The organism is Radiobacillus deserti, from assembly GCF_007301515.1.
In the GTDB taxonomy this organism is placed as follows: Bacteria; Bacillota; Bacilli; order Bacillales; family Amphibacillaceae; genus Radiobacillus; species Radiobacillus deserti.
The window spans coordinates 467,937-488,441 of record NZ_CP041666.1 but is presented as its reverse complement, the minus strand read 5'-3'; the positions used below and the strand labels follow the sequence as shown (position 1 = coordinate 488,441).

Here is a 20,505-nt window from a genome sequence, read left to right as displayed (position 1 = left end):
CAAGAAATTGTATATCAGCGTATTATTCATACTTCAGGAAAGTCAATTACTTTAGTAGAATAAAAAAACGAAAGCAACATTATTGCTTTCGTTTTTCGTTCTTATTCAGCTGGATTGTAAAATTCCGTCAATGCCTGTTGCAGTGTTCCCAACTTACGAGTTTCTGGACTAAATCTGATTCCAGAATCGGATACTTGCTTTACTACGTCTTTTCGTAAACCTGTTAACACGGTTGAACATCCCATCATGGACATTCCATCTATAATTTTATCTAATTCATAGATTTCCTCATACTCCATATAGGCGATTCCAGAAAGATCCATAATAATCGTCTCAATTCGTAAGTTTGACACTTCCGTAAGAACTTTCTCTTTAAGGATACTCATCCGATTAGCATCCATAGACCCAATAAGTGGCACAATACAAATAGATTGGTCAATTGGAATAATTGGGACAGATAAATGTTCGACCAACTCGCGCTGAGCTTTAATTAAGGCATCTTTATATGTAGAATAATTGATAAAAAAAGTATTTAAAAAAGCATCCACTCTATTGTTGATTTCCTGTTCGAGGTGAAAAAATTTCGCACTATTGTATTGCCCAATATGATCATTATATTTCTGAATAAAAATCCATAAAGTTCTGCGTATAGCTTGAACCCATTCTAACTTAAACGTAAGCTCAATTGCATGGGTAGCCCATGCTATCCCTTCCTGCTTTGCAAAAGACTTCAGCTCATTATCTTCGTGATTAATCACATATACCACAAGCTTATGAGCATTATTAACGAGATCAATATTTCCAATCCTTAAAATCTCTTCAATCTTCTCTTTAACATTTACCGCTTCTGACAATAACACGCTCTCGAAGTTTTCCGTATTCTTTTCGAAAAACTCCTTCAATGTAAATGATGGATCAAAGTTGACCTCCATATTAGCTACCCCCATATATTTATTTAAATCTTGAATTACCAAATCCTTTTTACCATAACAAAATTCCCAAGAGTTTTATAGAAAAAGTAATTTTGATACAAAAAAAAGAGACTTCCTAAAAGTTCATCAAACTTTAAAAAGCCTACAAAAATTAAGTTCGGAATGGACGTCAGTCATTTTTTTTCGGTGAAAATCAGCTGCTTGTGGAAATAATTGTAAGAATAACAACTACCCCTAGCACATGTTCTGCTAAGCCATTCACAATTTCATCGACAGGACGATTAATCCCAAATGCCCGGTCTAATATAGTCTTACATTCTCCATAATTTAATCACCACTGCAATTTTAGTGGAACTAAAAACAATTTCTATCTACATACAAAAAACCTTCCAATGGAAGGTTTTTTAGCATAAACTATTAGCTGGTTAGTTGAAGAGTCAAGTCCTAAAAACAATAACTAATGTATAAATGATAACCCTACCAAAAGGCCAGGCAATAAAGAGAGCATAGGTAAAAAAACAGGACCAATTATCACTCTAAATATTTTTATTGACGTTGAATATCGAATATCTTAAGCCTAATGTAATAAAGAACGCTCCAAACCCAAAAGGTATGTAGGAAGAACTGTACACTTAGCCGTCTGCATTACGGTATGCATCCCACATGGCAAACATATATTAACAGGGGTAAAACAGAAGCCATTGAAAGTTTGTAACGTCAATGGCTTCCTGGATTTCTCCTTGAAACGAATAAACTTCCATTTAAAAACTGACCGAACCCTGGTAAAACTATACTCCAGAATAATACCTCATGTTTTTTAGGCTTTCTATATTCCTTCACCCTGTATCACTCAATTCAACATTTGATTACGTTCTTCCATTTGAGGTGGTTCTTCCATCCAACCATTTTTAATCATGATTTTTGCACCTTTATGAGCATATTCAAATATATCTTTCTCAAAAATGGTCATTTTAGCTGGTAAGTCATTTCGTAAACTAAAAGCAGTACCTAGTGAGCCACTTCCCATAGAAAAACTGCAGAAAAGACTGGTGCAATACATCATCAATTTATCAGAAAATGGTGCTAATGTTGAACGGGTTGCATTACCACCTGATGTTTGTGGAGCTTGTATATTATTTTGAAGTAAGGTTTCACTTAATTCCTTTATAATACTTTTAGCAAGTTCAGCACCGTCATTAAAGTAGTTTTTCACCTCTACTTCATTTGCACATTGAGCAAAACCCGTGATCATTTGAAGTCCCGTAACATTTGATTCGATTGAATGATGGATTTGCGCAACTTCCACTGTATTTAATGAACGTTTTTTGGTCAATGGATTAATCGAGAGTCCGCTTAGGTAGTGTTTATCTTTAACAAATTCAACGGACTGCGGCATGGAAACATGAGGAGATTTAACAAGTAATCCCTTTTCAAGCAAATACTGTGTACAAAGGTTGTAATAGTTTTGAGTAATGGCAGTTAGGTCTTTAAAAATCAGTACAATATCTTCTCGATAAACCATCGTTATATTTAATGAGTGAAGCCCCATACTAATTTCTTTTAATAGGCGCACAAACATGATGTCAAAACCATTATCATATAACTTCGGTACCTCTTTGTTAACATCTTGAGTAGTGAACCCAACTGGTATTACAGCACCTTCATTTTTTAAAGTTTCTGTGATAATACCTACATAATTGTCAATCTCTCCATATAAGTTAGTCATAATATCCTTGGCTTTTTCGTCATCGCCTTTTTCAATAAAGTATTCTAATATACGTAAAATCATTGTCTTTTCCTGAAATGTAAGCCATAATACACCTAATTCAGATGACGTAATTGCTGATTTTTCTGACATATAATCTCCTCCTAAAATATTTTCATATTTTAGGTTGAACTGAAACAGTATTCTGTATTCAGTATCCTTTTAATATTTCGCTTGTTTTACTTACATATTAAGTAGAACATTTACCTTTAGATCACTGTTAGCTCTATAATGAAAATAATAATATACGTCATATAAATTAACCCACCTACTACACAAGGCAAGATAAAGAGTATCAAATTAGATTCAAAGAATCAGGTTATTACACTGCAGAGAATACGGTACCTTTGACACGTTACCGTAGAAGTGGAAAATTTGTTAAGTCAACGCTAGTTGTCTATATCGAAACACCATGAACAGCAGGTACAGAAAACGCACCTATCCTGATTTACTAATAGGAATATTCAAGCCTGTTTTACGAAATAAAATTATGACATCGAATGATGTTTTATGTGAAGAGATAAGATCCTATTCACAACGGTATCAAGATCTTCCAAACAAAAGAACATAATGTATCAAAAAATGACTAGTCTAGCTGACAAAGAGAGAATATAACATTCTACTTTGTTTTCAGGTATAGGTCCTAATACAGACGTAAGGCTTATGGAAGAGATTGGCGGAATTTTCAGGTTCTATAAAATAGCAGCTTAACGCCTACGCCGGAATAGATATTCGACGTTTTCAATCAGGGCAAACATTTCATAAGGATAAGATTAATAAACGTGAAAATAAATACTTACGAAAACTGCCACAAGTTCATCCCCCATATATAATGATAGACACGTCCTCAACCAAATAAATAAAGGAGGCAATAGTATGAACATCCAAGTATTAAAAACATTCCTTCTCGTAGTAGAAACAGGTAGTATTAATCAAGCTGCTAAATCCTTATATTTGTCCCAACCCGCCATCACAAAGCAAATACGTCAACTAGAAGAAGAATATGGAGCACTTCTTTTTGATAGAAGTGACGGTAGACTTACTCTAACCGATAGTGGGAACATACTCTATCCTTTTGCGAAAACAATGGTTCAAGATTACAACTTGTCAAAAGAGGCAGTAGCCGCCAACTTAGAAGGATATGAGGAAACATTAAATATAGGCGCGAGTCTTACCATCGGTGAATATCTATTACCTCGTTTACTAGGAACCTTCAAAAAGCAATATCCTGATTATCATTTATCATTAGTAGTGGAGAATACTCCACAAATACTGACTCATCTAACAGATGATAAGATTGACCTCGCCTTAGTGGAAGGGCTTGTAGAAACCTCACATTTATCCGTAGAAAGATTAAAGGAAGATGAGCTAGTTCTCATCCATTCCCCTGAACACTCTTGGAGTACAAGAGAAAATATTGCACTCGAAGAATTAACACACGAGCGAATGATATGGAGAGAGCCTTCATCGGGCACTCGGGCAATTATCGAGAACTTCTTAACAGAATGGGGCATTTTAGAGAAAATCGAGAGCTATATGGAACTTGGTAGTACCCAGTCGATAAAAAGTGCGGTGGAAGCTGGCTTAGGTGTTAGCATTGTCTCAAAATTGACAGTTGCACGTGAAATTGAACAAGGTATAATACGAGAAGTGAAAATTCGAGATATAGAATTAAAGCGCAACTTGTGGATCGTATGGGCTACCAAACGGTTTACAAAAAAGAGTGTTCGAGCTTTTATGGAATTTATAAGAAACCAATATTCTTGAGAAGGTATAGTTCAAGTAAATGGAGCTATACCTTCTTCCTATTCTTCCATTTAAACTACTTATAGATCTACCACACACCGAAACCCTAAATTGCCTGTTGCACTGTCAATTGTATTGGAACTTCGGGCAGCTACTCTGTACCGATTGCAATAAGATCTATGGCAAAGATAGGAACCACCACGCATTACTTTGCTCTGACCTGTATCTGGTCCAGTTGGATTCACATGCTGGGATGTATCAGGTGTTCTCGTAAACCAATCTGAACACCACTCCCAAACATTACCTGCTACGTTAAATAATCCATAACCGTTTTCGGGAAAAGATTTGGCTGGTGCTGTTCCCAAATAACCATCCTCTTCTGTGTTCAAATTAGGGAACTCCCCCTGCCAAATATTACAATAATGCTCTCCGTTCGGGGTTAGCTCGTCCCCCCAAGGAAATAGCTTTTGTTCGAGGCCACCTCTTGCTGCATACTCCCACTCTGCTTCTGTAGGTAAACGCTTGCTAGCCCATTTACAAAAAGCAACTGCATCGTTCCAGCTTACTTGAATTACGGGATGATCCATACGACCTTCAATACTTGAACCTGGACCCTCTGGTTGATACCAATAAGCTTCATCAACTGCATACCACCACGGTGTTTGAGGTAACTGCTTTGCTTGATCTATTAAGGAATCAGGAATTAATTTTTCAAATACGAACGACCATCCGAATTTCTCTGACTCTGTAATATAGCCTGTTTCTTTAACAAACGCACTAAACTCTTCATTAGTAACTGCATAAGCATCTATATAATATGGAGACACCGTCACTTTTCGTATCGGTCCTTCTCCGTCAGAGGGAAACCCTTCATTGTCTTCCGTACCCATCAGAAATTCTCCTCCTTGGAGATAAATCATCTTTTCCTTGAATTTCACCTGACCACTTGACTCTACCTCTTGTATTTGTTCATTTGGTTTAGCTATACTCTCTAAATCCGTTCTACTTCCAGTACAGCATGAACATGTCTTCATTTCATTGTCCATTTATATCCACATCCTTACGTATTACTTCAGTTTATAAGCATAAATACTTTAAGGCTAGTTTACATTAAAGTAATTACGTCATTCCACCATTCATCCAATCCATTTAGTTATACCCTATTACGATTTGCACATATGCAAGAACCCTTACTTCTGAGATGATTGTCATAGAGAGAGAAATTAGGGGGTAGCTACATGGATATAACAACAGGACTAATACTCTTGCTGATCGGTTTATTAGCTGGAGGATATGGAACAGTTGTTGGTGCCGGAGGAGGATTTATCTTCGTACCAGCTTTATTACTTATTCTACATATGAATCCAGCTATAGCTGCGGGTTCGGGATTAGTAATCGTACTTATAAACTCCATATCGGGAATCATTGGGTATGCCAAACAAAAGAAAATACACTATAAAACAGGACTAACCATTGGAATAAGCGCATTACCGGGCTCTATTTTCGGGGTTTGGCTATTACAAGTTTATTCATCACAGTTTTTTTACATTGTCTTTGCAACTATTTTAGTTGCATTAGGAACCTTTCTATTTACCAAGAATTCACCGTTTGCCAGAAAAGCAAAGACGAAGGAATCAAACGGAGTTCGTGAGGGCGAAGAATTATCAAGTGTCAACACGGATTCAGTGGAGAACAGTCTTCGTCCTCTACAATCAAAATGGTTTATTCCATTAGGTTTACTTATGGGGGTTTTATCAAGCTATCTAGGTATAGGCGGTGGCTGGTTGCTGGTTCCCATTTTAATTTATGTGTTTAAGGTTTCTACCCACTATGCCACGGCAACATCGATATTTGCTTTATGTCTATATTCCTCAGTAGGTGTTATATCACAACTTTTCTACAGTAGCATCGATTGGATGACGGTAATATGGGGAGGAATTGGGGTTATCATAGGATCACAGTTAGGTGTCCTACTGTCACAGAAACTACCTGGAAAAGTAATCCTGCAAATGCTATCCATCCTTTTAATTATAATTGGGGGTCGCATGTACTTTGGATAAGTTTGAGACAAGCACACGTTAGAAAAACTGTGACTTTTCAGAGATTTAGACTACTGACAACATATTAAAAGAAAGGGCATCTGTAGACGATGAAGTGACCCCAAAAAGTTAACAGATTATTTTAGGCAACACACCGGGTATGAGTTCGGTATTCAATGGGACTCATACCCGGTGTGTTGCCTTAATACGTTTGTTACGTATTAATCTATATATTTCTAGCTCTTCTTTACCAGATTGTGAAATTTGTTAATATGATTCTTCAAGCCATTCTTTTACTAGGTATTGGACCGTTTGTTTTCTTTCGATTTGTGGTAAGCGACCTGATTGAAGAACAGCAAATGTCGCATTAGGCATATTCTCAATTATTTTATAATAATCCTTGTAGCCATAAATAGCATCTAACTTTCCTGCAATAATTAGTCTTTAAGAATGGTCTTCCCACCGGAGTATCCTTGTCTCCGGTTTCTTGAAACAATTTTTCACAGTTTGAAGACCTGATCTTCAAGTAAACGCTTAAGCAGATAGTCTTTATAAGGGTCTAACTTAGAGCCTTTCTTTGCGCGTTTTTGGACATGGTTCCTTTCTCTTTCACTCAAGGCTTTCACCGTATGTCGATGCATGCCCAACAGTCGCGCAACATCCGTGTAAGACATGCCCCCTTTCTAAGAACACTTTCACTTTTCGCCGCTCTCCCTCCAGCTTCATAACCAAATCTCCTCCCCGTTAGGAATCAATTTTAATTATGAAGCTTGTCGAAGTTTAAGGCGACGATTTTATATATTTTTAGCTGGCTATATTGTCCATTTTAAATGCGACTCTTTCATATATAGCATGATTTCAAATAATAATGATCTTTCACACATGCATAATACTTACATAATCTCTCTAAGTTGCTCTCGTACAATTCCTCATCATTAGTCAACAGATAGTAATCAAGAAACGAGTATAGAAGATGATGCTCGTCTTCTTTGCTATGAACAAGCCTACTCGCTTTTTCGTACATAGTGAGCGAAGTCTCAACTTGTTTATCTAGCAGGTAACAGTGAATAAGTTCACAATAAGCATTCAGAATATTAGTATATTGATTCTGTTCTTTTGTTTCCAATGCTTTTTGAAAGTTATAGATCGAGGTTTCAATATCATTATTATCTCGAGCTACTAACCCGGTGTTATGGTAAACAAAAGAAAGCAGATCCTTATAATGTCCTCTTTCAGATATAGCACAGGCAACTTGAAGTGCTTCTTGTGCTTTATCATATCGTTTTATTCTCCTGTAAAGAGCACCAAGAAGATTGTAAGATAATGCTATATCATACTCTTGCTCGAGGTTTTCGTAGTATTCAATAGATTCAAGGGTTAAAGCTACTGCATCATGGTACCTTTCCATTTTTCTTAAAATCATGGAAACATTATAGGTTACAGCTGCTTTCACACGTATGTCATCTGTATTATCTTTCAATTTCGAGAAATAGCTTAGGGATGATTCATATAACGAATAATGATAGTTTAACGTACCGTAGAAATAGTAAAAAGCACGTTTTAAGTAATTAGGGATTTGATTTTCCTCAATATCTTGAAGATATACTTTCAAGTACGTACTCTCTAGTTCCTCCGCTTCCTTTACATGATTTGTTTTAAGTAGATAAGTTGATTTTAATAATAGAAAATAAACTTCTAGTTTTGGAGATAAGAGATATTCATAGTAATTCTCATCAATTAATTCAATTAACGATTTTGCTGCATCTACATTTAAGATTACATTCGTAAATAATTCATTTAGAAGGTAAAATACCTCTTTGTCTTCCACTTCGAAGCTCAGTAAATACTTTCCTGGTAAGCTTAGTCTTGTGGAGATTGCAATGAGGAAACTTTGACTAGGGTTAGTGAGATTATTTTCTACATTACTTAGCCTTGAAGTTGAAACCAATCCGTTACATAAATCAGACATCAACATACCTCTTTTTAATCTTTCAGCACGAATCCTTCTACCTATATACATTTGAGCCTCCCTCCATTTATACCTTCTATTCCAAAGTATCGATTATTACTAAAATTTACAAATTGAACAGATGTTTTAACTAGTTCGATAATTTTAGGCATTTACTCCTAAAAAACAGATGTACTGCGAATATCAGGTAAGTAGCAGGTAAATTATGCACGGCATACATGGATGATTATATGAAATATCCTCTGAATTAGGACTAATTCATTATTTTTATTTTTTTTAAAAAAATATGTTATGGGTACTTTTGATTTGGATATAGAAGAGATCAAGATGGTGATGGGGGAAAATCAGCATACATCTCGCTTCATACAGAATAATCGAGCACCTGTATATGGAGCCAGGTGCTCTTATTTTTGCGGTTAAAGCTTAGGATGCTCTATCAGAAGTCTTGTTTTGCCTATCTTTTGCAATACATTTAATAGGATTGTTCAAGCCAATCGTTAACAAGGTGTTGGACCGTTTGTCTTTTTTCAATCTGTGGTAAGTGACCTGAGGGAAGAACAGCAAATGTCGAGTTAGGCATATTTTCAATAATTTTATAATAATCCTTGTAGCCACAAATAGCATCTAACTTTCCTGCTATAATTAGTGCACGACCATCATACCGCTTAGCCAAAGGATCTGATTCGAAAAAGTAACCAAACTCTCGCCAGTTTGAAGTGAGGAACTTTCGATCAGCCAGCGATCGACCTGGCTGAACTTCGCTTAGGAATAGCTGAAGGTTGTCAGCCGATTGATCTACCATCAACGTTTCAAAAGCTGTCCGAATATCGGAGTCCACTTCGGCAAGAGCAGATTCATCTCGATTATAAGCCGTCTTGCTTGGTACGTCTCGTTCTTTCTTATGTATGGCGGGCGTAATTAAACAAAGTCCAGTTAGATGATCGCTAATCAGACCTTGAGCGACATATCCCCCATAAGAGTGACCTATGATGGAGTAAGATCGTTCTCCAATTAAATCTGTTAGAAAAGTAGAAAGAATGTTTCGCGCTTCTACGGTTGATGTAATACCTTTACATACACTTTCACCATGCCAAGGAAGGTCCACATAAATCCGTTGAAACCCTTCCCTCTCTACAAAAATTGGTTCCAGCCACCCTTTCATAGCTCTATGATCGGTACCAATGCCATGAAGGACAAATACAGGATGTCCACTACCTTCTACAAAATAATGCAAGATGTTATTACCAGCCTGATATTTCATCTCAACTCCACTTTCTTGGGGGAAATTTTTAAACCCGTGATTAGCTCATCACCTTTATAAACACTACCTTCAAATAGTTAAATTCCGGATAATGCTGCGGTACTGTAAAGTCCTCTGGCAATTGATACTCTTCTATGATTTTATAGCGTTTATTCGCTTCCGAAAATCCTTTATCAATAAACGTTTTAAACTTTTTCATGTTGAAGCTCGCGTTATTAGTCGATGCGATAATGATTCCATCATCATTGGTAATCTTCAAGGTGTCTTTTATTAGCTTCGGATAATCTTTTGCCGTACTAAATGTCATTTTCTTTGTTCGCGCAAAGCTTGGTGGATCCAATACGACCACGTCAAACTTCAAATCATGGCGGTCCGCATAACGAAAGTAATCAAACACATTCATCACCTTGATGTCCTGCGCTTCATAATCAATTCCGTTTACCGCAAATTGCTCAATCGTCTTTGGTAGGCTACGTTTTGCTAAGTCTACACTCGTTGTCTTAATCGAACCCCCAAGAACAGCCGCTACAGAAAACGCACCAGTATAAGAAAATGTATTGAGGACCGTTTTTCCTTCAGAGTAGCGGTCACGTAAAGCTTTTCGCACATTACGTTGATCTAGGAATATCCCTGTCATCGCCCCGTCATTTAAATCTACCGCATACTTCATCCCGTTTTCCAAAACAATTAAAGGAAATTCTCCCTTTTCACCTGACACATAATCATTCTGTTCCACGTATTGTCCATTCGTGTTAAATCGTAGCTTTTCATATAGACCACGAACCTCTACCACTTCATTTAAGGCTTGATAGATATCTTCCCGGAAGGAGTATATCCCTTCACTATACCAACTCGCCATATAAAATCCGTTAAAGAAGTCAATGGTTAATCCTCCGATTCCATCCCCTTCTCCATTGAACACACGGAAAGCCGTTGTATCCTCCGCTGCGTAAAAATGTTCCCGCTTCGCAATGGCTTCGCTAAATTTCTTCACGAAAAACTTTGTATCCATCTTTTCCTGTTCCTTACGAGTCAACACCCAGCCTATTCCTTTGTTTTGTAACCCGTAATAGGCGGTTGCGATATACCTACCATTAGAGTCGATTAAGCGTAAGATGCTCCCCTCTTGTATCTTTTCTAGTGAAGTTTCGATTGCTTCTTTGGAGAGTAATGGATAGCCATTCGTTATGTCTTTTACCGACTTTGATTTTACTTTTACTTCTACTAACTGTCTCATGTCGTCATCCTTGCTTTTGTGGTTTAGGTTTATTATGACATGATTTGATGGGATATGCGAAAGTATGCATGACGTTTACAGTTCAGTAAAAGAAAAAGGGTTCTCATAAGTTTATTCAACTTGCGAGAAACCTTGTAAATATCTAATGTTAGCATTTGTAAAATTGGCTTCTACAACGCTCAATCGAATGACCAACATTTTTCATTAGATCATTTCTTAGATATAAATCTATAAAAAGGAAACAAAATTATATGAATTAAAGAAAAAAATAAAACTACATTAAAAAATGGTGTCTCGTAAAAATTAAACCATTCAGTAAAAAGTTCTGTCTGTAAAATCTGATCTCCAAATTTTCCAAATTCAAAATGATTAACAAATGGTGTATTATCGACAATCAGCAATATTAAATTAAGAATTAAAAAATAACCGATGTTAGTTAGCCACTTTTTCATTCGATACCATCCTTCTTTTGTAATTCTCAAATTTACAATAGTAGTAATACTTTACATTATTTCATAATTTAAAAATGCTCCAATACATACTCCAATAATTGCCCAAATTATAATACTAATCGTATGCCAAAATATAACTTTCTTTTTATCTGCACGAGCTGCTATGGAAACAAACGCCCCAATATGCCCGGAAGATACAATTGGAGCAAGAAGTGCAACTCCTGGAACACCATATTTTTCGTATCTTTCTCTTGCTTTACTTGCACGTTTCTGAATAAATCCTTTTTTTGATTTTCGATTTTGAATTTTTTTAACAATTGCATTAAAGGGTAAAATAATCAGCATAATTGAAATCCAGTTTCCGCCTATACTTAATAAAAAAGATAATAATACGGAAAGTCCAATTAAACCAGCAGCTGCAGTTGCACCAGGAGATTCTACAAATGGAATAAATGATAATAAAGTTATACCTAAATATTGTAAAACAATGTTTGCCTCACTTAATTGTAATATAAAATCTTGTACCATTTGACGAAACATACCTATTTCCCCCTTAAGCTCAGCTTTAGTGAATAATGATAGGAAAAGCTATTTATTTTGTATATGTATCAGTAATTGTGAAAAATGTAAATGTTACCTCAACTTTAACTAAAATCGTATCACATACTTAATATAAAATAACCGCAAAAATATCCTAAACTTATTTTGCGGAACTCCGCAAATTCAAGTGTTAATATTTTTTAGCTTTCATTAAGAAAATATAGTAGAAACAAGAATTCCCCCTATCATAAGTCCAACTACTTAGGCTCAAGCAAAATCTTCAATTCAAGAGTATTTTAATCAGAGATAAAAAAAGAATCCGCTTCTGTTAGTTAAAAAATCGACCAAAAATGGCCACAGAGAGGATTCAATTTACATTAATTAATCGTAGATTTTAATAATAAAATATATAATAAAACTTTATTCAGTGGTTTTTTCCTTTCACTGACCACTGAATTAGCTTGCACAGTTATCTTTGATTTCGATATGTTAGTGAATCCAATCATTCAAAGTGAACGAAATTGACCCTTAGCCTACACGTAACAAGTTAACTGCTTACGCTTTTCTTCCGAGGAAAAAAATAAAATCCAAAAGCTGAAGTTCAGGCATATTACTACTTTTCTAGCAAAATAGCGATTTCTTCGCTTTCTTCTTTTAGTTCTTGTCCTGCAACATCTGAATATAAATTTTTTATATTAAATCCAACATCTTTAGCTTCTTTTATTAACTCATCTTTGTCAAAAGACTTATTCCATATATTGAAAGTTATTGGATCTTTATCTTTAAATAGCAAAGAAGTTTTCTCCAAAGTTATTTGGTCAGGATACTTCAATGCTTGTCTGAAACCTATGTATGAATTGTTTGCAAGAGTTCCTTGTTTACTGCTAAAACTCCAAGTCTGCTCCTCTTTAAAGTTATCAAAACTAACTTTAGAAGTCACATCCAATAGCAATATCCCCCCGTTCTTTAGACTCTTAAATATTCTTTCTAATAATTTTTTCCGTCCATTAGAATTTATTGAACCATAAAGGTAATAAATGAGTAATGCCACATCATATTTATCAGATTCATTCAAATCTAAGAAACTTTCTATTTTGTAAGTAATATTTAGGTTTTCTTGTTTTGCTTTGTTTTGAGCATATTCAATTGAACTTTCCGATATATCTACACCTGTAACATCATATCCTATTTCGGATAGTTTTTCACAATATAATCCCGGACCACATCCCAAATCTATAAGTTTATTATATCGATCGCTCGGAGCAACATCATTAATAAATGAAACTGATCTCGTCATAAATTCATGATTGCGACTACCGCCAGAGTGATTTTGATCTAAATGAGCTCGTAGTATTAAATCGGAAAACATAGAATCTGTCCAATAGTTAACATTTCCCTCTTTAAATACCTCTGGAGTTTGTAAATGCTTAAATATATCATTCATAATATCCTTCCTCACTTAGTAATTGGATTATTATTTACTAACAAAATAATGCTCTATAATAGGTATTAGAGAAAACCTAGAAGAAATAATTCAACTAGGTTTCCTCTAGATTACATCGTTCATTGTTAGCATTGATAGCTTGCTGTAGATAGTGTAAATGTAGTAATGGTTGTCCAATAATTGGTACTAGCTTGATTCTCTGCCTCTAACTTTTGCAATCCTAACACTTGGTCCACGAAATTCACCTCCTTTAGTACTCATTAACACTTTTGTAGGTTACTAACATTGATAACTTGCTGTAGATAGTGTAAATGTAGTAATAGTTGTCCAATAATTGGTGCTAGCTTGATTCTCTGCCTCTAACTTTTGCAATCCTAACACTTGGTCCATTAATTTCACCTCCTTTAGTAATAGACCTATTTATATTTAATGAAATCTTCATTAAAGTGTTTTTTGCAATGATTACTAGATTTCTTAATATTCATCTAATAATTGCATTGCAAGTATTTCATCAATAAATTACACTTTTTTACACTTCTTTTATGGTAATTTTATATATTATAAAGCACTTTGCTTTGATGCATAGTTTGTTTATAAAATAGAGTCGGATTTATTATAGGCAACCAATATAGGTTGTTTTTTCTAAGTAAAGATTCAATTGCTAATACAATTCCAGAACTACCTGAAAACAAATCATCAGAAAGACGATAACCAAAGTTACCAGGAAATAAAAGATGATCCTCCCTTTTTACTAAATATAAATTTAATAATTTTGTTACGGATTCAACATTGCTGTTAAATTGGCGATCATTTTTTCTATTTACTAAAGGCAGTAGCAAAAAACCGCCTGCCCCATCGAATAACCCACCATTAAATGCGCACTTGACATTACTTAGATTAGTAATTAAGTTTAATTCTTTTTGATAATTCTGCTGCCCGCTTACATGATTTAAATAATCAATTGCTATTCCTATACCTATTGAACCGCCCGATAGATACGGAAGTAATCTCTTCCTATCATCAAGTGTATGCATTACATTTATTGTTTCATCTATTTCTGTCTTCTCTAAATCCTTCTCAATAAGTTCAATTGATTTATCAAAGTACACTTGATTATTTGTAACTGCGTATAATGCTGAATAAAAAATTGAAATACCTGACCAACCATCAATTAACCCAATTGGTACACCTGTCAAATCGTTGTTCGACAATTTCTTACCTTGAATAATAAAATTATTTATAGCATCAGCGATTTCCTCTGCTTTGAGTAAGTATGTTTTATTTTTTTCCTCAAGATAAAGACTAGTTAAGGCAAGTCCAATTCCCGAAGCACCTGATCTTAATGAAACGTCAATTACATCATTATTGAAAGTAGCTAATATACGCTCAAAAATATTAATGCTTTCTTCTTTATAGCCATACTCATACAAAACCGATGCCACACCTGATAAACCCGTAAATAATCCAAGTTGTTCAAAAATACGTATTACGTAGACCGGGTGATCTTTAGAATTAACATTTCTTCAATAGATAATAGTTATTACAATATGATTCAACGTTTAATGTATCCTAGTCAAGAGGATTTTGAAGAAGATAAAGACTTTTGTTTTAATATGTGGAAAAAAATAGCTCTTAATGAATCAATAGAGTATCTTTTGTATAGTCTAGATAAAGTTGGTTTCGACTTTAGTCCTGGAGAAAAAACAAACAAAGTGTTTGAAAATTTACTAGAACATTTTTCGGTTGCTCAGATATACAGTATTATATACAGAGCAGTTGCAAATAGCACAAAATTATACCAAGAGAAAAGAATGCCACGAAAAAAAGCCGCCAATGCTGTAATAACTTTTTGCGAATCAAATGGGGAGAGAGCGATTGCTGAAGGGTGGAACTTATCCAAATACCGTAGGGATTATAATTTACCAGAAACACTTATTAGTCAAGTTTTTTTCACTTCGATTCTTAAGATAGCTTACATTGGCTTTGAAGAAAAGCCAACTCCAGACATATAAATAAACACATTGTTTGGGGAGTGTAAAATTAACTGTGTAAGTAAGAATGCGTACGATTCTTGCTCACACAGTTTTTTTATTTTGGTAAAATGAACATATATCTAAAGGAGTGATTTCGATGGGGAAAATCAAAAGAGATCCAAACTCCGTAGAATTAGCAGAAAAAATCATTGAGCAATACCAACCTAAGTCAGTAGAAGATATGCAAAACGCCCTAAAAGAAATATTTGGTCCCATGTTTGAATCCATGTTAAAGGGTGAAATGAATCATCATTTAGGCTATGAGCCTAATGATAAGAATCAAAAAGACACAACAAACAGGCGTAACGGGTACGGCAAGAAAACACTGAAAACAACGGCTGGAGAAGTAGATATTGCTGTGCCACGGGATCGAGATGGTTCGTACGAACCACAACTTATACCAAAGCGTAAAAAGGATGTCTCAGCTATCGAGGATAAAGTGATTTCTATGTACGCCAAAGGCATGTCTCAACGGGATATCTCTTCCACCATAGAAGATATTTATGGCTTCTATGTCTCCCACGAAATGATTTCCGACATTACAGATGCGGTCCTTCCTGAGTTAGAAGAATGGCAATCTCGTCCTTTAAGCAACTGTTATGTGTTTCTATTTGTAGATTATCTATTTCAAGTAATCAGCCGAAGGTATGAAAATAGCTCCATCATTTTAACGTCGAACAAGACGTTCAGCCAGTGGGGAGAAGTATTAGGAGACGGAATTATTGCAACAGCAATATTGGATCGGTTGCTTCACCATTCCAGAGTCTTTTCTATTGACGGACAAAGTTTTCGAATGAAAAACAAAGCTACCGAATAAAGTGGCAGCTTTGTATAATTTTAACCCGACGATTTTGTATAAAATTAAACGTCCTTGACATCTTGTTCTATAAGACAACCTATTTCCAATAGTCTTAGTCTAATCAACACTTGTTTTGTAGATATTGATATAAAGAAGTTAGTTTATATAAATAGATCTATTAATAAGTAATTAAACTTACTAATAGATCTATTACATACCTTATCCACTCAAAACATGAGCAAAAACATGAGCATCAGCGATAATAATCACTGAAAAACACTAAACCAACAAGGTTTTTCAACCCATATTACATCATGCCGCCCATTCCGCCCATGCCACCCATGTCAGGCATAGAAGCACTACCTTCTGGTTCAGGTAAATCAGCAACAACTGCTTCTGTAGTTAAGAACATAGCTGCTACAGAAGCTGCGTTTTGTAATGCGGAACGTGTTACTTTCGTTGGGTCTACGATTCCGGATTCAACCATGTTTACCCACTCGCCTGTAGCTGCGTTGAATCCAACGCCTACTGCTTCGCCTTTTAGACGTTCTACGATGATAGAACCTTCTAGTCCAGCGTTGTGCGCGATTTGACGTACTGGCTCTTCAAGCGCACGTAGGACGATGCTTGCACCTGTAGCTTCGTCACCTTCTAGTGATAATCCTGCTACTTTGTTGTAGATGCTTACTAGTGCAGTACCACCACCAGCTACGATACCTTCTTGTACAGCAGCACGTGTAGAGTTTAATGCGTCTTCGATACGTAGTTTACGCTCTTTCAATTCTGTTTCTGTAGCTGCACCAACCTTAACTACTGCTACTCCACCAGAAAGTTTTGCAAGACGCTCTTGTAGTTTTTCTTTATCGAATTCAGAAGTTGTTTCTTCTGATTGTGCACGGATTTGTGCAACACGGGACGCGATTTGCTCTGCATCTCCAGAACCTTCTACGATTGTAGTGTACTCTTTCGTAACTACTACTTTAGAAGCGCGACCTAATTGCTCGATTCCAGTGTTTTTCAATTCTAGACCTAGGTCTTCTGTGATCACTTGACCACCAGTAAGAACTGCGATATCTTCTAGCATTGCTTTACGACGGTCCCCGAATCCAGGAGCTTTAACAGCTACTGCATTGAATGTACCACGAAGTTTGTTTACTACTAATGTAGCAAGTGCTTCGCCTTCTACGTCTTCTGCAATGATTAGAAGTGGACGACCTTGTTGAACCACTTGCTCTAACACTGGAAGTACTTCTTGAATGTTAGAGATTTTCTTATCGGTGATAAGGATGTATGGATCTTCAAGCTCTGCTTCCATTTTATCTTGGTCTGTTACCATGTATGGAGAAGCATATCCACGGTCGAATTGCATCCCTTCTACGACTTCAAGCTCTGTGTTGAAGCCTTTAGATTCTTCGATTGTGATAACCCCATCGTTACCAACTCGTTCCATTGCTTCTGCAATGAGTTGACCTACTTCTTCGTCTGCAGAAGAAATAGCCGCAACTTGTGCGATAGATTCTTTGCTTTCGATAGGTTTAGAGATTGCTTTTAATTCTTCTACAGCAACCTCTACTGCTTTTTCAATACCACGACGTACACCGACTGGGTTTGCACCAGAAGCTACGTTTTTCAAGCCTTCACGAATCATAGCTTGTGCTAGAACTGTTGCAGTTGTTGTACCGTCCCCTGCAACATCATTTGTTTTAGAAGCTACTTCTGCTACTAGTTGAGCACCCATGTTTTCGAAGTGATCTTCTAGTTCGATTTCTTTTGCAATGGTTACCCCATCATTTGTGATAAGGGGAGAACCGTATTTTTTATCGAGAACAACGTTACGACCTTTTGGTCCAAGTGTTACTTTAACTGCATTAGCAAGTGTGTCAACACCGCGTAACATCGCGCGACGTGCTTCTTCACTAAACTTGATTTCTTTAGCCATGTGTAAATGCCTCCTTAAAGGTTTTCGTTATGATATGGTAAAAAAAGTTCCTCGTTTATTAACCAACAATAGCTAGAATATCGCTCTCACGAAGAATTAAGTATTCTTTGCCTTCGTATTTCACTTCTGTACCTGCGAACTTGGAGTAGATGACAATGTTTCCTTCTTCTACTTCAAGAGCAACCTTTTGGTTATTCTCGGTTACGCGACCAGATCCAACTGCTACTACTTTACCTTCTTGTGGCTTTTCTTTTGCAGAGTCTGGAAGTACGATACCGCTTGATGTTTTCTCCTCTTGTTGAACAAGTTCGATTACTACACGATCACCTAGTGGTTTTAACATGTGAGAAACCCTCCTTAATTTGAATATATTTTAAAATGGATTGATTATTAGCACTCACCTAATAAGAGTGCTAACACATTTATTATAATAAATAAATCCATTTCATTTTGCAAGAGATTCCTTTTAAATTTTTTGCATAATTTACCTATACCATCTTACCCGCAATGCTTTCGATTCATACCTAGTCTATTTCTATGTTAAAATACGTACAATGAGAAGTAATTCGATATGTTTTTAATAAAGGAGTCGTTGCATCTTGCCGAAAAGGTATTGGTATGTCATCTTAACGTACGTTATCATGCAGCTATCTGGGGCACTAGTTGCTCCAATCATTAAGGCTATGGGCCTAGATCCATTTACAGCAGGTGTATTCTGGAGTGTCTTTAGCTTCTTAGCTGCGCTAGTTATTACTCTTTTCCTATTAAGAGAGGATATGAATGTAGGGAGTGAACGGGGAGCTGCCGGAGTAGGTACCATTATTCTATGGTCTATTCTAGGAATTTTTCTTGCTTACTTTGCCCAATTCATCGCAGCTATTATTGAAACGTTCCTTTTAAAAATTCCACCAGGATCTGAGAATACGCAAGACATCATGAACATTACTAGGTCTGCTCCTATCTTTATTTTAATCGTCGTCTTTATCGCCCCTATATTAGAGGAAGTTATTTTCCGGAAAATTATTTTCGGTACTATTTATCAAAAGACGAATTTTATCATTGCAGGAGTGGCATCCGCGCTTGTGTTTGCGTTGGTACACGCTGATCCGCTTCATCTCATTATGTATATGAGCATGGGATTTGTCTTCGCATTTCTATATGTACAGACGAAACGAATTATTGTACCGATTATTACCCATATGGCGATGAACGGATTTGTCGTGATTGCGCAATATAATATGGACCCTGAAGAAATGGAAAAAATGCTTGAACAATTTGAAAAAATACAAATGATTATTTTTGGAGGCTAAGGATACATGAGGACCTCACCATTGTTTACAGCGTCTCTATACTTTTTTATAGGGATACTGTTTACGTATTTAGCAATTACTTTCGTAGAGGATACTATTTGGAATGTTACAACGATCTTACTATTGCTTTTTGCAACCACTTATGTTGTCATATCCATCCGCCTCTTCCTATTACATCTCGCGATTAAACGCGCGAAGAAAAAATAAAGAAGCAGAGTCTCTCATTTTTAATGGAGAGCTCTGCTTCTTTTATTCCATCTCATCTAACGGATAATGCTTTAAGAAATAAACGAGCGATTGTAGTTCCACAACTAAGTCAATATGATGCACGCGAATTCGCTCTGGCACCGTGATGCGAGCAGGAGTAAAGTTAAGAATTCCGTCAATCCCCGCTTCGACTAAACGCTCCGCTATTGGTTGTGCCTCGGATTGAGGGACAGTTAGAATCGCAACACTAGTATCGCCTAGACGCTCCTCTAGATCCTGTATATGATACACCGGTACGCCTCCAATGTCCTTTCCGACTTTATCTGGATCTGCATCAAATGCCATTTCAATCTTTGTATTGTTGTTTTTCGTAAAATTATAATGTAAAAAAGCGGTTCCAAGATTTCCGACTCCAATTAATGCGATTTTCGCCATTTCATCTTGGTCTAATGTTTTACGGAAAAAGCCAAGTAAGTATTCCACATTATAGCCATATCCTTTTTTCCCTAGTGCACCAAAATAAGAAAAGTCTCTGCGAATCGTAGCTGAATCTACTTTTACCGCTTCACTTAATTCTTTGGAGGATACTCTTAGCTTTCCTTGGTGATGTAAATTGTTAAGAAATCGATAATATAATGGCAAGCGCTTCGCTGTCGCTTGTGGTATTTTATTTTCCATGTTCATTTCCATCCCTCCGGTGGTCGATGCAACAATAATGCGATGTTCTAGTTTCATTCTATCAGATATTCTCTAAAATTGTGTGATTATTTATACAAACTTTTTCCAGAGCATACACGTGTGTTGCTAGTTCGCCTTCGATTAGGATACACTT

At 36.1% G+C, this 20,505-nt stretch carries 21 protein-coding genes and 2 pseudogenes; 8 read left to right on the top strand and 15 right to left on the bottom strand.

Annotated elements, in window-relative coordinates:
* Positions 1–101: 101 nt before the first annotated feature.
* A complete protein-coding gene (locus FN924_RS02635; RefSeq protein ID WP_143891936.1) occupies positions 102–932 on the bottom strand; it encodes an STAS domain-containing protein in 831 nt (276 codons plus the stop codon).
* 850 nt (positions 933–1,782) lie between these two features.
* A complete protein-coding gene (locus FN924_RS02625; protein ID WP_143891935.1) occupies positions 1,783–2,790 on the bottom strand; it encodes a DUF3231 family protein in 1,008 nt (335 codons plus the stop codon).
* 622 nt (positions 2,791–3,412) lie between these two features.
* On the opposite strand from FN924_RS02625, the pseudogene FN924_RS02620 reads away from it, so the two are divergent.
* Both FN924_RS02620 and FN924_RS02615 read left to right on the top strand, forming a co-directional pair.
* Positions 3,413–3,556, top strand: a pseudogene (locus FN924_RS02620) (transposase); the annotation flags it as partial.
* Between the two features lie 17 nt (positions 3,557–3,573).
* Positions 3,574–4,464 carry a selenium metabolism-associated LysR family transcriptional regulator gene (locus FN924_RS02615; protein ID WP_143891934.1) on the top strand — a complete coding sequence of 297 codons (891 nt, stop codon included), beginning with the start codon at positions 3,574–3,576 and terminating at the stop codon, positions 4,462–4,464.
* Positions 4,465–4,523: 59 nt separating this feature from the next.
* Here FN924_RS02615 and FN924_RS02610 read toward each other — a convergent pair whose 3' ends face one another.
* The gene (locus FN924_RS02610; RefSeq protein WP_143891933.1) at positions 4,524–5,489 is read right to left on the bottom strand and encodes a formylglycine-generating enzyme family protein; all 966 of its coding nucleotides are present in this window, start codon (positions 5,487–5,489) and stop codon (positions 4,524–4,526) included.
* A gap of 192 nt (positions 5,490–5,681) precedes the next feature.
* Between FN924_RS02610 and FN924_RS02605 the strand changes: the two genes are divergently transcribed.
* Positions 5,682–6,503 carry a sulfite exporter TauE/SafE family protein gene (locus FN924_RS02605; RefSeq protein ID WP_143891932.1) on the top strand — a complete coding sequence of 274 codons (822 nt, stop codon included), beginning with the start codon at positions 5,682–5,684 and terminating at the stop codon, positions 6,501–6,503.
* Positions 6,504–7,323: 820 nt separating this feature from the next.
* Here the strand turns inward: FN924_RS02605 and FN924_RS02600 are convergent.
* The 9 genes from FN924_RS02600 to FN924_RS02570 all read right to left on the bottom strand — a co-directional run bounded on the left by FN924_RS02600 (position 7,324) and on the right by FN924_RS02570 (position 14,827).
* Entirely contained in the window at positions 7,324–8,502 is a 1,179-nt protein-coding gene (locus tag FN924_RS02600) for a helix-turn-helix transcriptional regulator (RefSeq protein WP_143891931.1), read from the bottom strand.
* Between the two features lie 421 nt (positions 8,503–8,923).
* A complete protein-coding gene (locus FN924_RS02595) occupies positions 8,924–9,712 on the bottom strand; it encodes an alpha/beta fold hydrolase (RefSeq protein WP_143891930.1) in 789 nt (262 codons plus the stop codon).
* 40 nt (positions 9,713–9,752) lie between these two features.
* Positions 9,753–10,949, bottom strand: coding sequence for a class I SAM-dependent rRNA methyltransferase (locus FN924_RS02590; RefSeq protein WP_143891929.1), 1,197 nt, complete (start codon positions 10,947–10,949; stop codon positions 9,753–9,755).
* A gap of 209 nt (positions 10,950–11,158) precedes the next feature.
* Complete coding sequence (locus tag FN924_RS02585; protein ID WP_143891928.1) at positions 11,159–11,401, bottom strand: YfzA family protein; 243 nt, start codon at positions 11,399–11,401, stop codon at positions 11,159–11,161.
* A gap of 51 nt (positions 11,402–11,452) precedes the next feature.
* Positions 11,453–11,941, bottom strand: a complete 489-nt coding sequence (locus FN924_RS02580) for a small multi-drug export protein (RefSeq protein WP_143891927.1) — start codon at positions 11,939–11,941, stop codon at positions 11,453–11,455.
* Between the two features lie 613 nt (positions 11,942–12,554).
* A complete protein-coding gene (locus FN924_RS02575) occupies positions 12,555–13,385 on the bottom strand; it encodes a class I SAM-dependent methyltransferase (protein WP_143891926.1) in 831 nt (276 codons plus the stop codon).
* 125 nt (positions 13,386–13,510) lie between these two features.
* Positions 13,511–13,621: a class III lanthipeptide gene (locus tag FN924_RS19050; protein WP_194709682.1), complete on the bottom strand. Its 111-nt coding sequence runs from the start codon at positions 13,619–13,621 to the stop codon at positions 13,511–13,513.
* A 43-nt stretch (positions 13,622–13,664) separates the two neighbouring features.
* The gene (locus FN924_RS19045) at positions 13,665–13,775 is read right to left on the bottom strand and encodes a class III lanthipeptide (protein ID WP_194709682.1); all 111 of its coding nucleotides are present in this window, start codon (positions 13,773–13,775) and stop codon (positions 13,665–13,667) included.
* A 161-nt stretch (positions 13,776–13,936) separates the two neighbouring features.
* A complete protein-coding gene (locus FN924_RS02570) occupies positions 13,937–14,827 on the bottom strand; it encodes a lanthionine synthetase C family protein (RefSeq protein ID WP_143891925.1) in 891 nt (296 codons plus the stop codon).
* 105 nt (positions 14,828–14,932) lie between these two features.
* Here FN924_RS02570 and FN924_RS02565 point away from each other — a divergent pair, with 105 nt between their 5' ends.
* The 3 genes and pseudogenes from FN924_RS02565 (at position 14,933) to FN924_RS19825 (ending at position 16,235) form a co-directional block, all read left to right on the top strand.
* Positions 14,933–15,397, top strand: coding sequence for a hypothetical protein (locus tag FN924_RS02565; RefSeq protein ID WP_143891924.1), 465 nt, complete (start codon positions 14,933–14,935; stop codon positions 15,395–15,397).
* Positions 15,398–15,506: 109 nt separating this feature from the next.
* Positions 15,507–16,070, top strand: a pseudogene (locus FN924_RS02560) (transposase); the annotation flags it as partial.
* Positions 16,053–16,235: an ATP-binding protein gene (locus tag FN924_RS19825; protein ID WP_407692013.1), complete on the top strand. Its 183-nt coding sequence runs from the start codon at positions 16,053–16,055 to the stop codon at positions 16,233–16,235. The pseudogene FN924_RS02560 and the gene FN924_RS19825, both read left to right, overlap by 18 nt.
* Before the next feature lie 289 nt (positions 16,236–16,524).
* On the opposite strand, the gene groL is transcribed toward FN924_RS19825, so the two are convergent.
* The gene (gene groL, locus FN924_RS02555; protein WP_143891922.1) at positions 16,525–18,156 is read right to left on the bottom strand and encodes a chaperonin GroEL; all 1,632 of its coding nucleotides are present in this window, start codon (positions 18,154–18,156) and stop codon (positions 16,525–16,527) included.
* A 58-nt stretch (positions 18,157–18,214) separates the two neighbouring features.
* Positions 18,215–18,499: a co-chaperone GroES gene (groES, locus tag FN924_RS02550; protein ID WP_143891921.1), complete on the bottom strand. Its 285-nt coding sequence runs from the start codon at positions 18,497–18,499 to the stop codon at positions 18,215–18,217.
* A gap of 256 nt (positions 18,500–18,755) precedes the next feature.
* Between groES and FN924_RS02545 the strand changes: the two genes are divergently transcribed.
* Positions 18,756–19,466 carry a CPBP family intramembrane glutamic endopeptidase gene (locus tag FN924_RS02545; protein ID WP_143891920.1) on the top strand — a complete coding sequence of 237 codons (711 nt, stop codon included), beginning with the start codon at positions 18,756–18,758 and terminating at the stop codon, positions 19,464–19,466.
* Between the two features lie 6 nt (positions 19,467–19,472).
* Positions 19,473–19,673: a YdiK family protein gene (locus FN924_RS02540; protein ID WP_143891919.1), complete on the top strand. Its 201-nt coding sequence runs from the start codon at positions 19,473–19,475 to the stop codon at positions 19,671–19,673.
* Between the two features lie 42 nt (positions 19,674–19,715).
* Here FN924_RS02540 and FN924_RS02535 read toward each other — a convergent pair whose 3' ends face one another.
* Positions 19,716–20,357, bottom strand: a complete 642-nt coding sequence (locus tag FN924_RS02535; protein ID WP_143891918.1) for a redox-sensing transcriptional repressor Rex — start codon at positions 20,355–20,357, stop codon at positions 19,716–19,718.
* Positions 20,358–20,505 lie beyond the last annotated feature (148 nt).

What these genes read in the sequence shown, in the direction of transcription:
- FN924_RS02635 (WP_143891936.1), bottom strand. Translation starts at nt 932, where the DNA reads ATGGAGGTCAACTTTGATCCATCATTTACATTGAAGGAGTTTTTCGAA.
- FN924_RS02625 (WP_143891935.1), bottom strand. Translation starts at nt 2,790, where the DNA reads ATGTCAGAAAAATCAGCAATTACGTCATCTGAATTAGGTGTATTATGG.
- FN924_RS02615 (WP_143891934.1), top strand. Translation starts at nt 3,574, where the DNA reads ATGAACATCCAAGTATTAAAAACATTCCTTCTCGTAGTAGAAACAGGT.
- FN924_RS02610 (WP_143891933.1), bottom strand. Translation starts at nt 5,489, where the DNA reads ATGGACAATGAAATGAAGACATGTTCATGCTGTACTGGAAGTAGAACG.
- FN924_RS02605 (WP_143891932.1), top strand. Translation starts at nt 5,682, where the DNA reads ATGGATATAACAACAGGACTAATACTCTTGCTGATCGGTTTATTAGCT.
- FN924_RS02600 (WP_143891931.1), bottom strand. Translation starts at nt 8,502, where the DNA reads ATGTATATAGGTAGAAGGATTCGTGCTGAAAGATTAAAAAGAGGTATG.
- FN924_RS02595 (WP_143891930.1), bottom strand. Translation starts at nt 9,712, where the DNA reads ATGAAATATCAGGCTGGTAATAACATCTTGCATTATTTTGTAGAAGGT.
- FN924_RS02590 (WP_143891929.1), bottom strand. Translation starts at nt 10,949, where the DNA reads ATGAGACAGTTAGTAGAAGTAAAAGTAAAATCAAAGTCGGTAAAAGAC.
- FN924_RS02585 (WP_143891928.1), bottom strand. Translation starts at nt 11,401, where the DNA reads ATGAAAAAGTGGCTAACTAACATCGGTTATTTTTTAATTCTTAATTTA.
- FN924_RS02580 (WP_143891927.1), bottom strand. Translation starts at nt 11,941, where the DNA reads ATGTTTCGTCAAATGGTACAAGATTTTATATTACAATTAAGTGAGGCA.
- FN924_RS02575 (WP_143891926.1), bottom strand. Translation starts at nt 13,385, where the DNA reads ATGAATGATATATTTAAGCATTTACAAACTCCAGAGGTATTTAAAGAG.
- FN924_RS19045 (WP_194709682.1), bottom strand. Translation starts at nt 13,775, where the DNA reads ATGGACCAAGTGTTAGGATTGCAAAAGTTAGAGGCAGAGAATCAAGCT.
- FN924_RS02565 (WP_143891924.1), top strand. Translation starts at nt 14,933, where the DNA reads ATGATTCAACGTTTAATGTATCCTAGTCAAGAGGATTTTGAAGAAGAT.
- groL (WP_143891922.1), bottom strand. Translation starts at nt 18,156, where the DNA reads ATGGCTAAAGAAATCAAGTTTAGTGAAGAAGCACGTCGCGCGATGTTA.
- groES (WP_143891921.1), bottom strand. Translation starts at nt 18,499, where the DNA reads ATGTTAAAACCACTAGGTGATCGTGTAGTAATCGAACTTGTTCAACAA.
- FN924_RS02540 (WP_143891919.1), top strand. Translation starts at nt 19,473, where the DNA reads ATGAGGACCTCACCATTGTTTACAGCGTCTCTATACTTTTTTATAGGG.
- FN924_RS02535 (WP_143891918.1), bottom strand. Translation starts at nt 20,357, where the DNA reads ATGAACATGGAAAATAAAATACCACAAGCGACAGCGAAGCGCTTGCCA.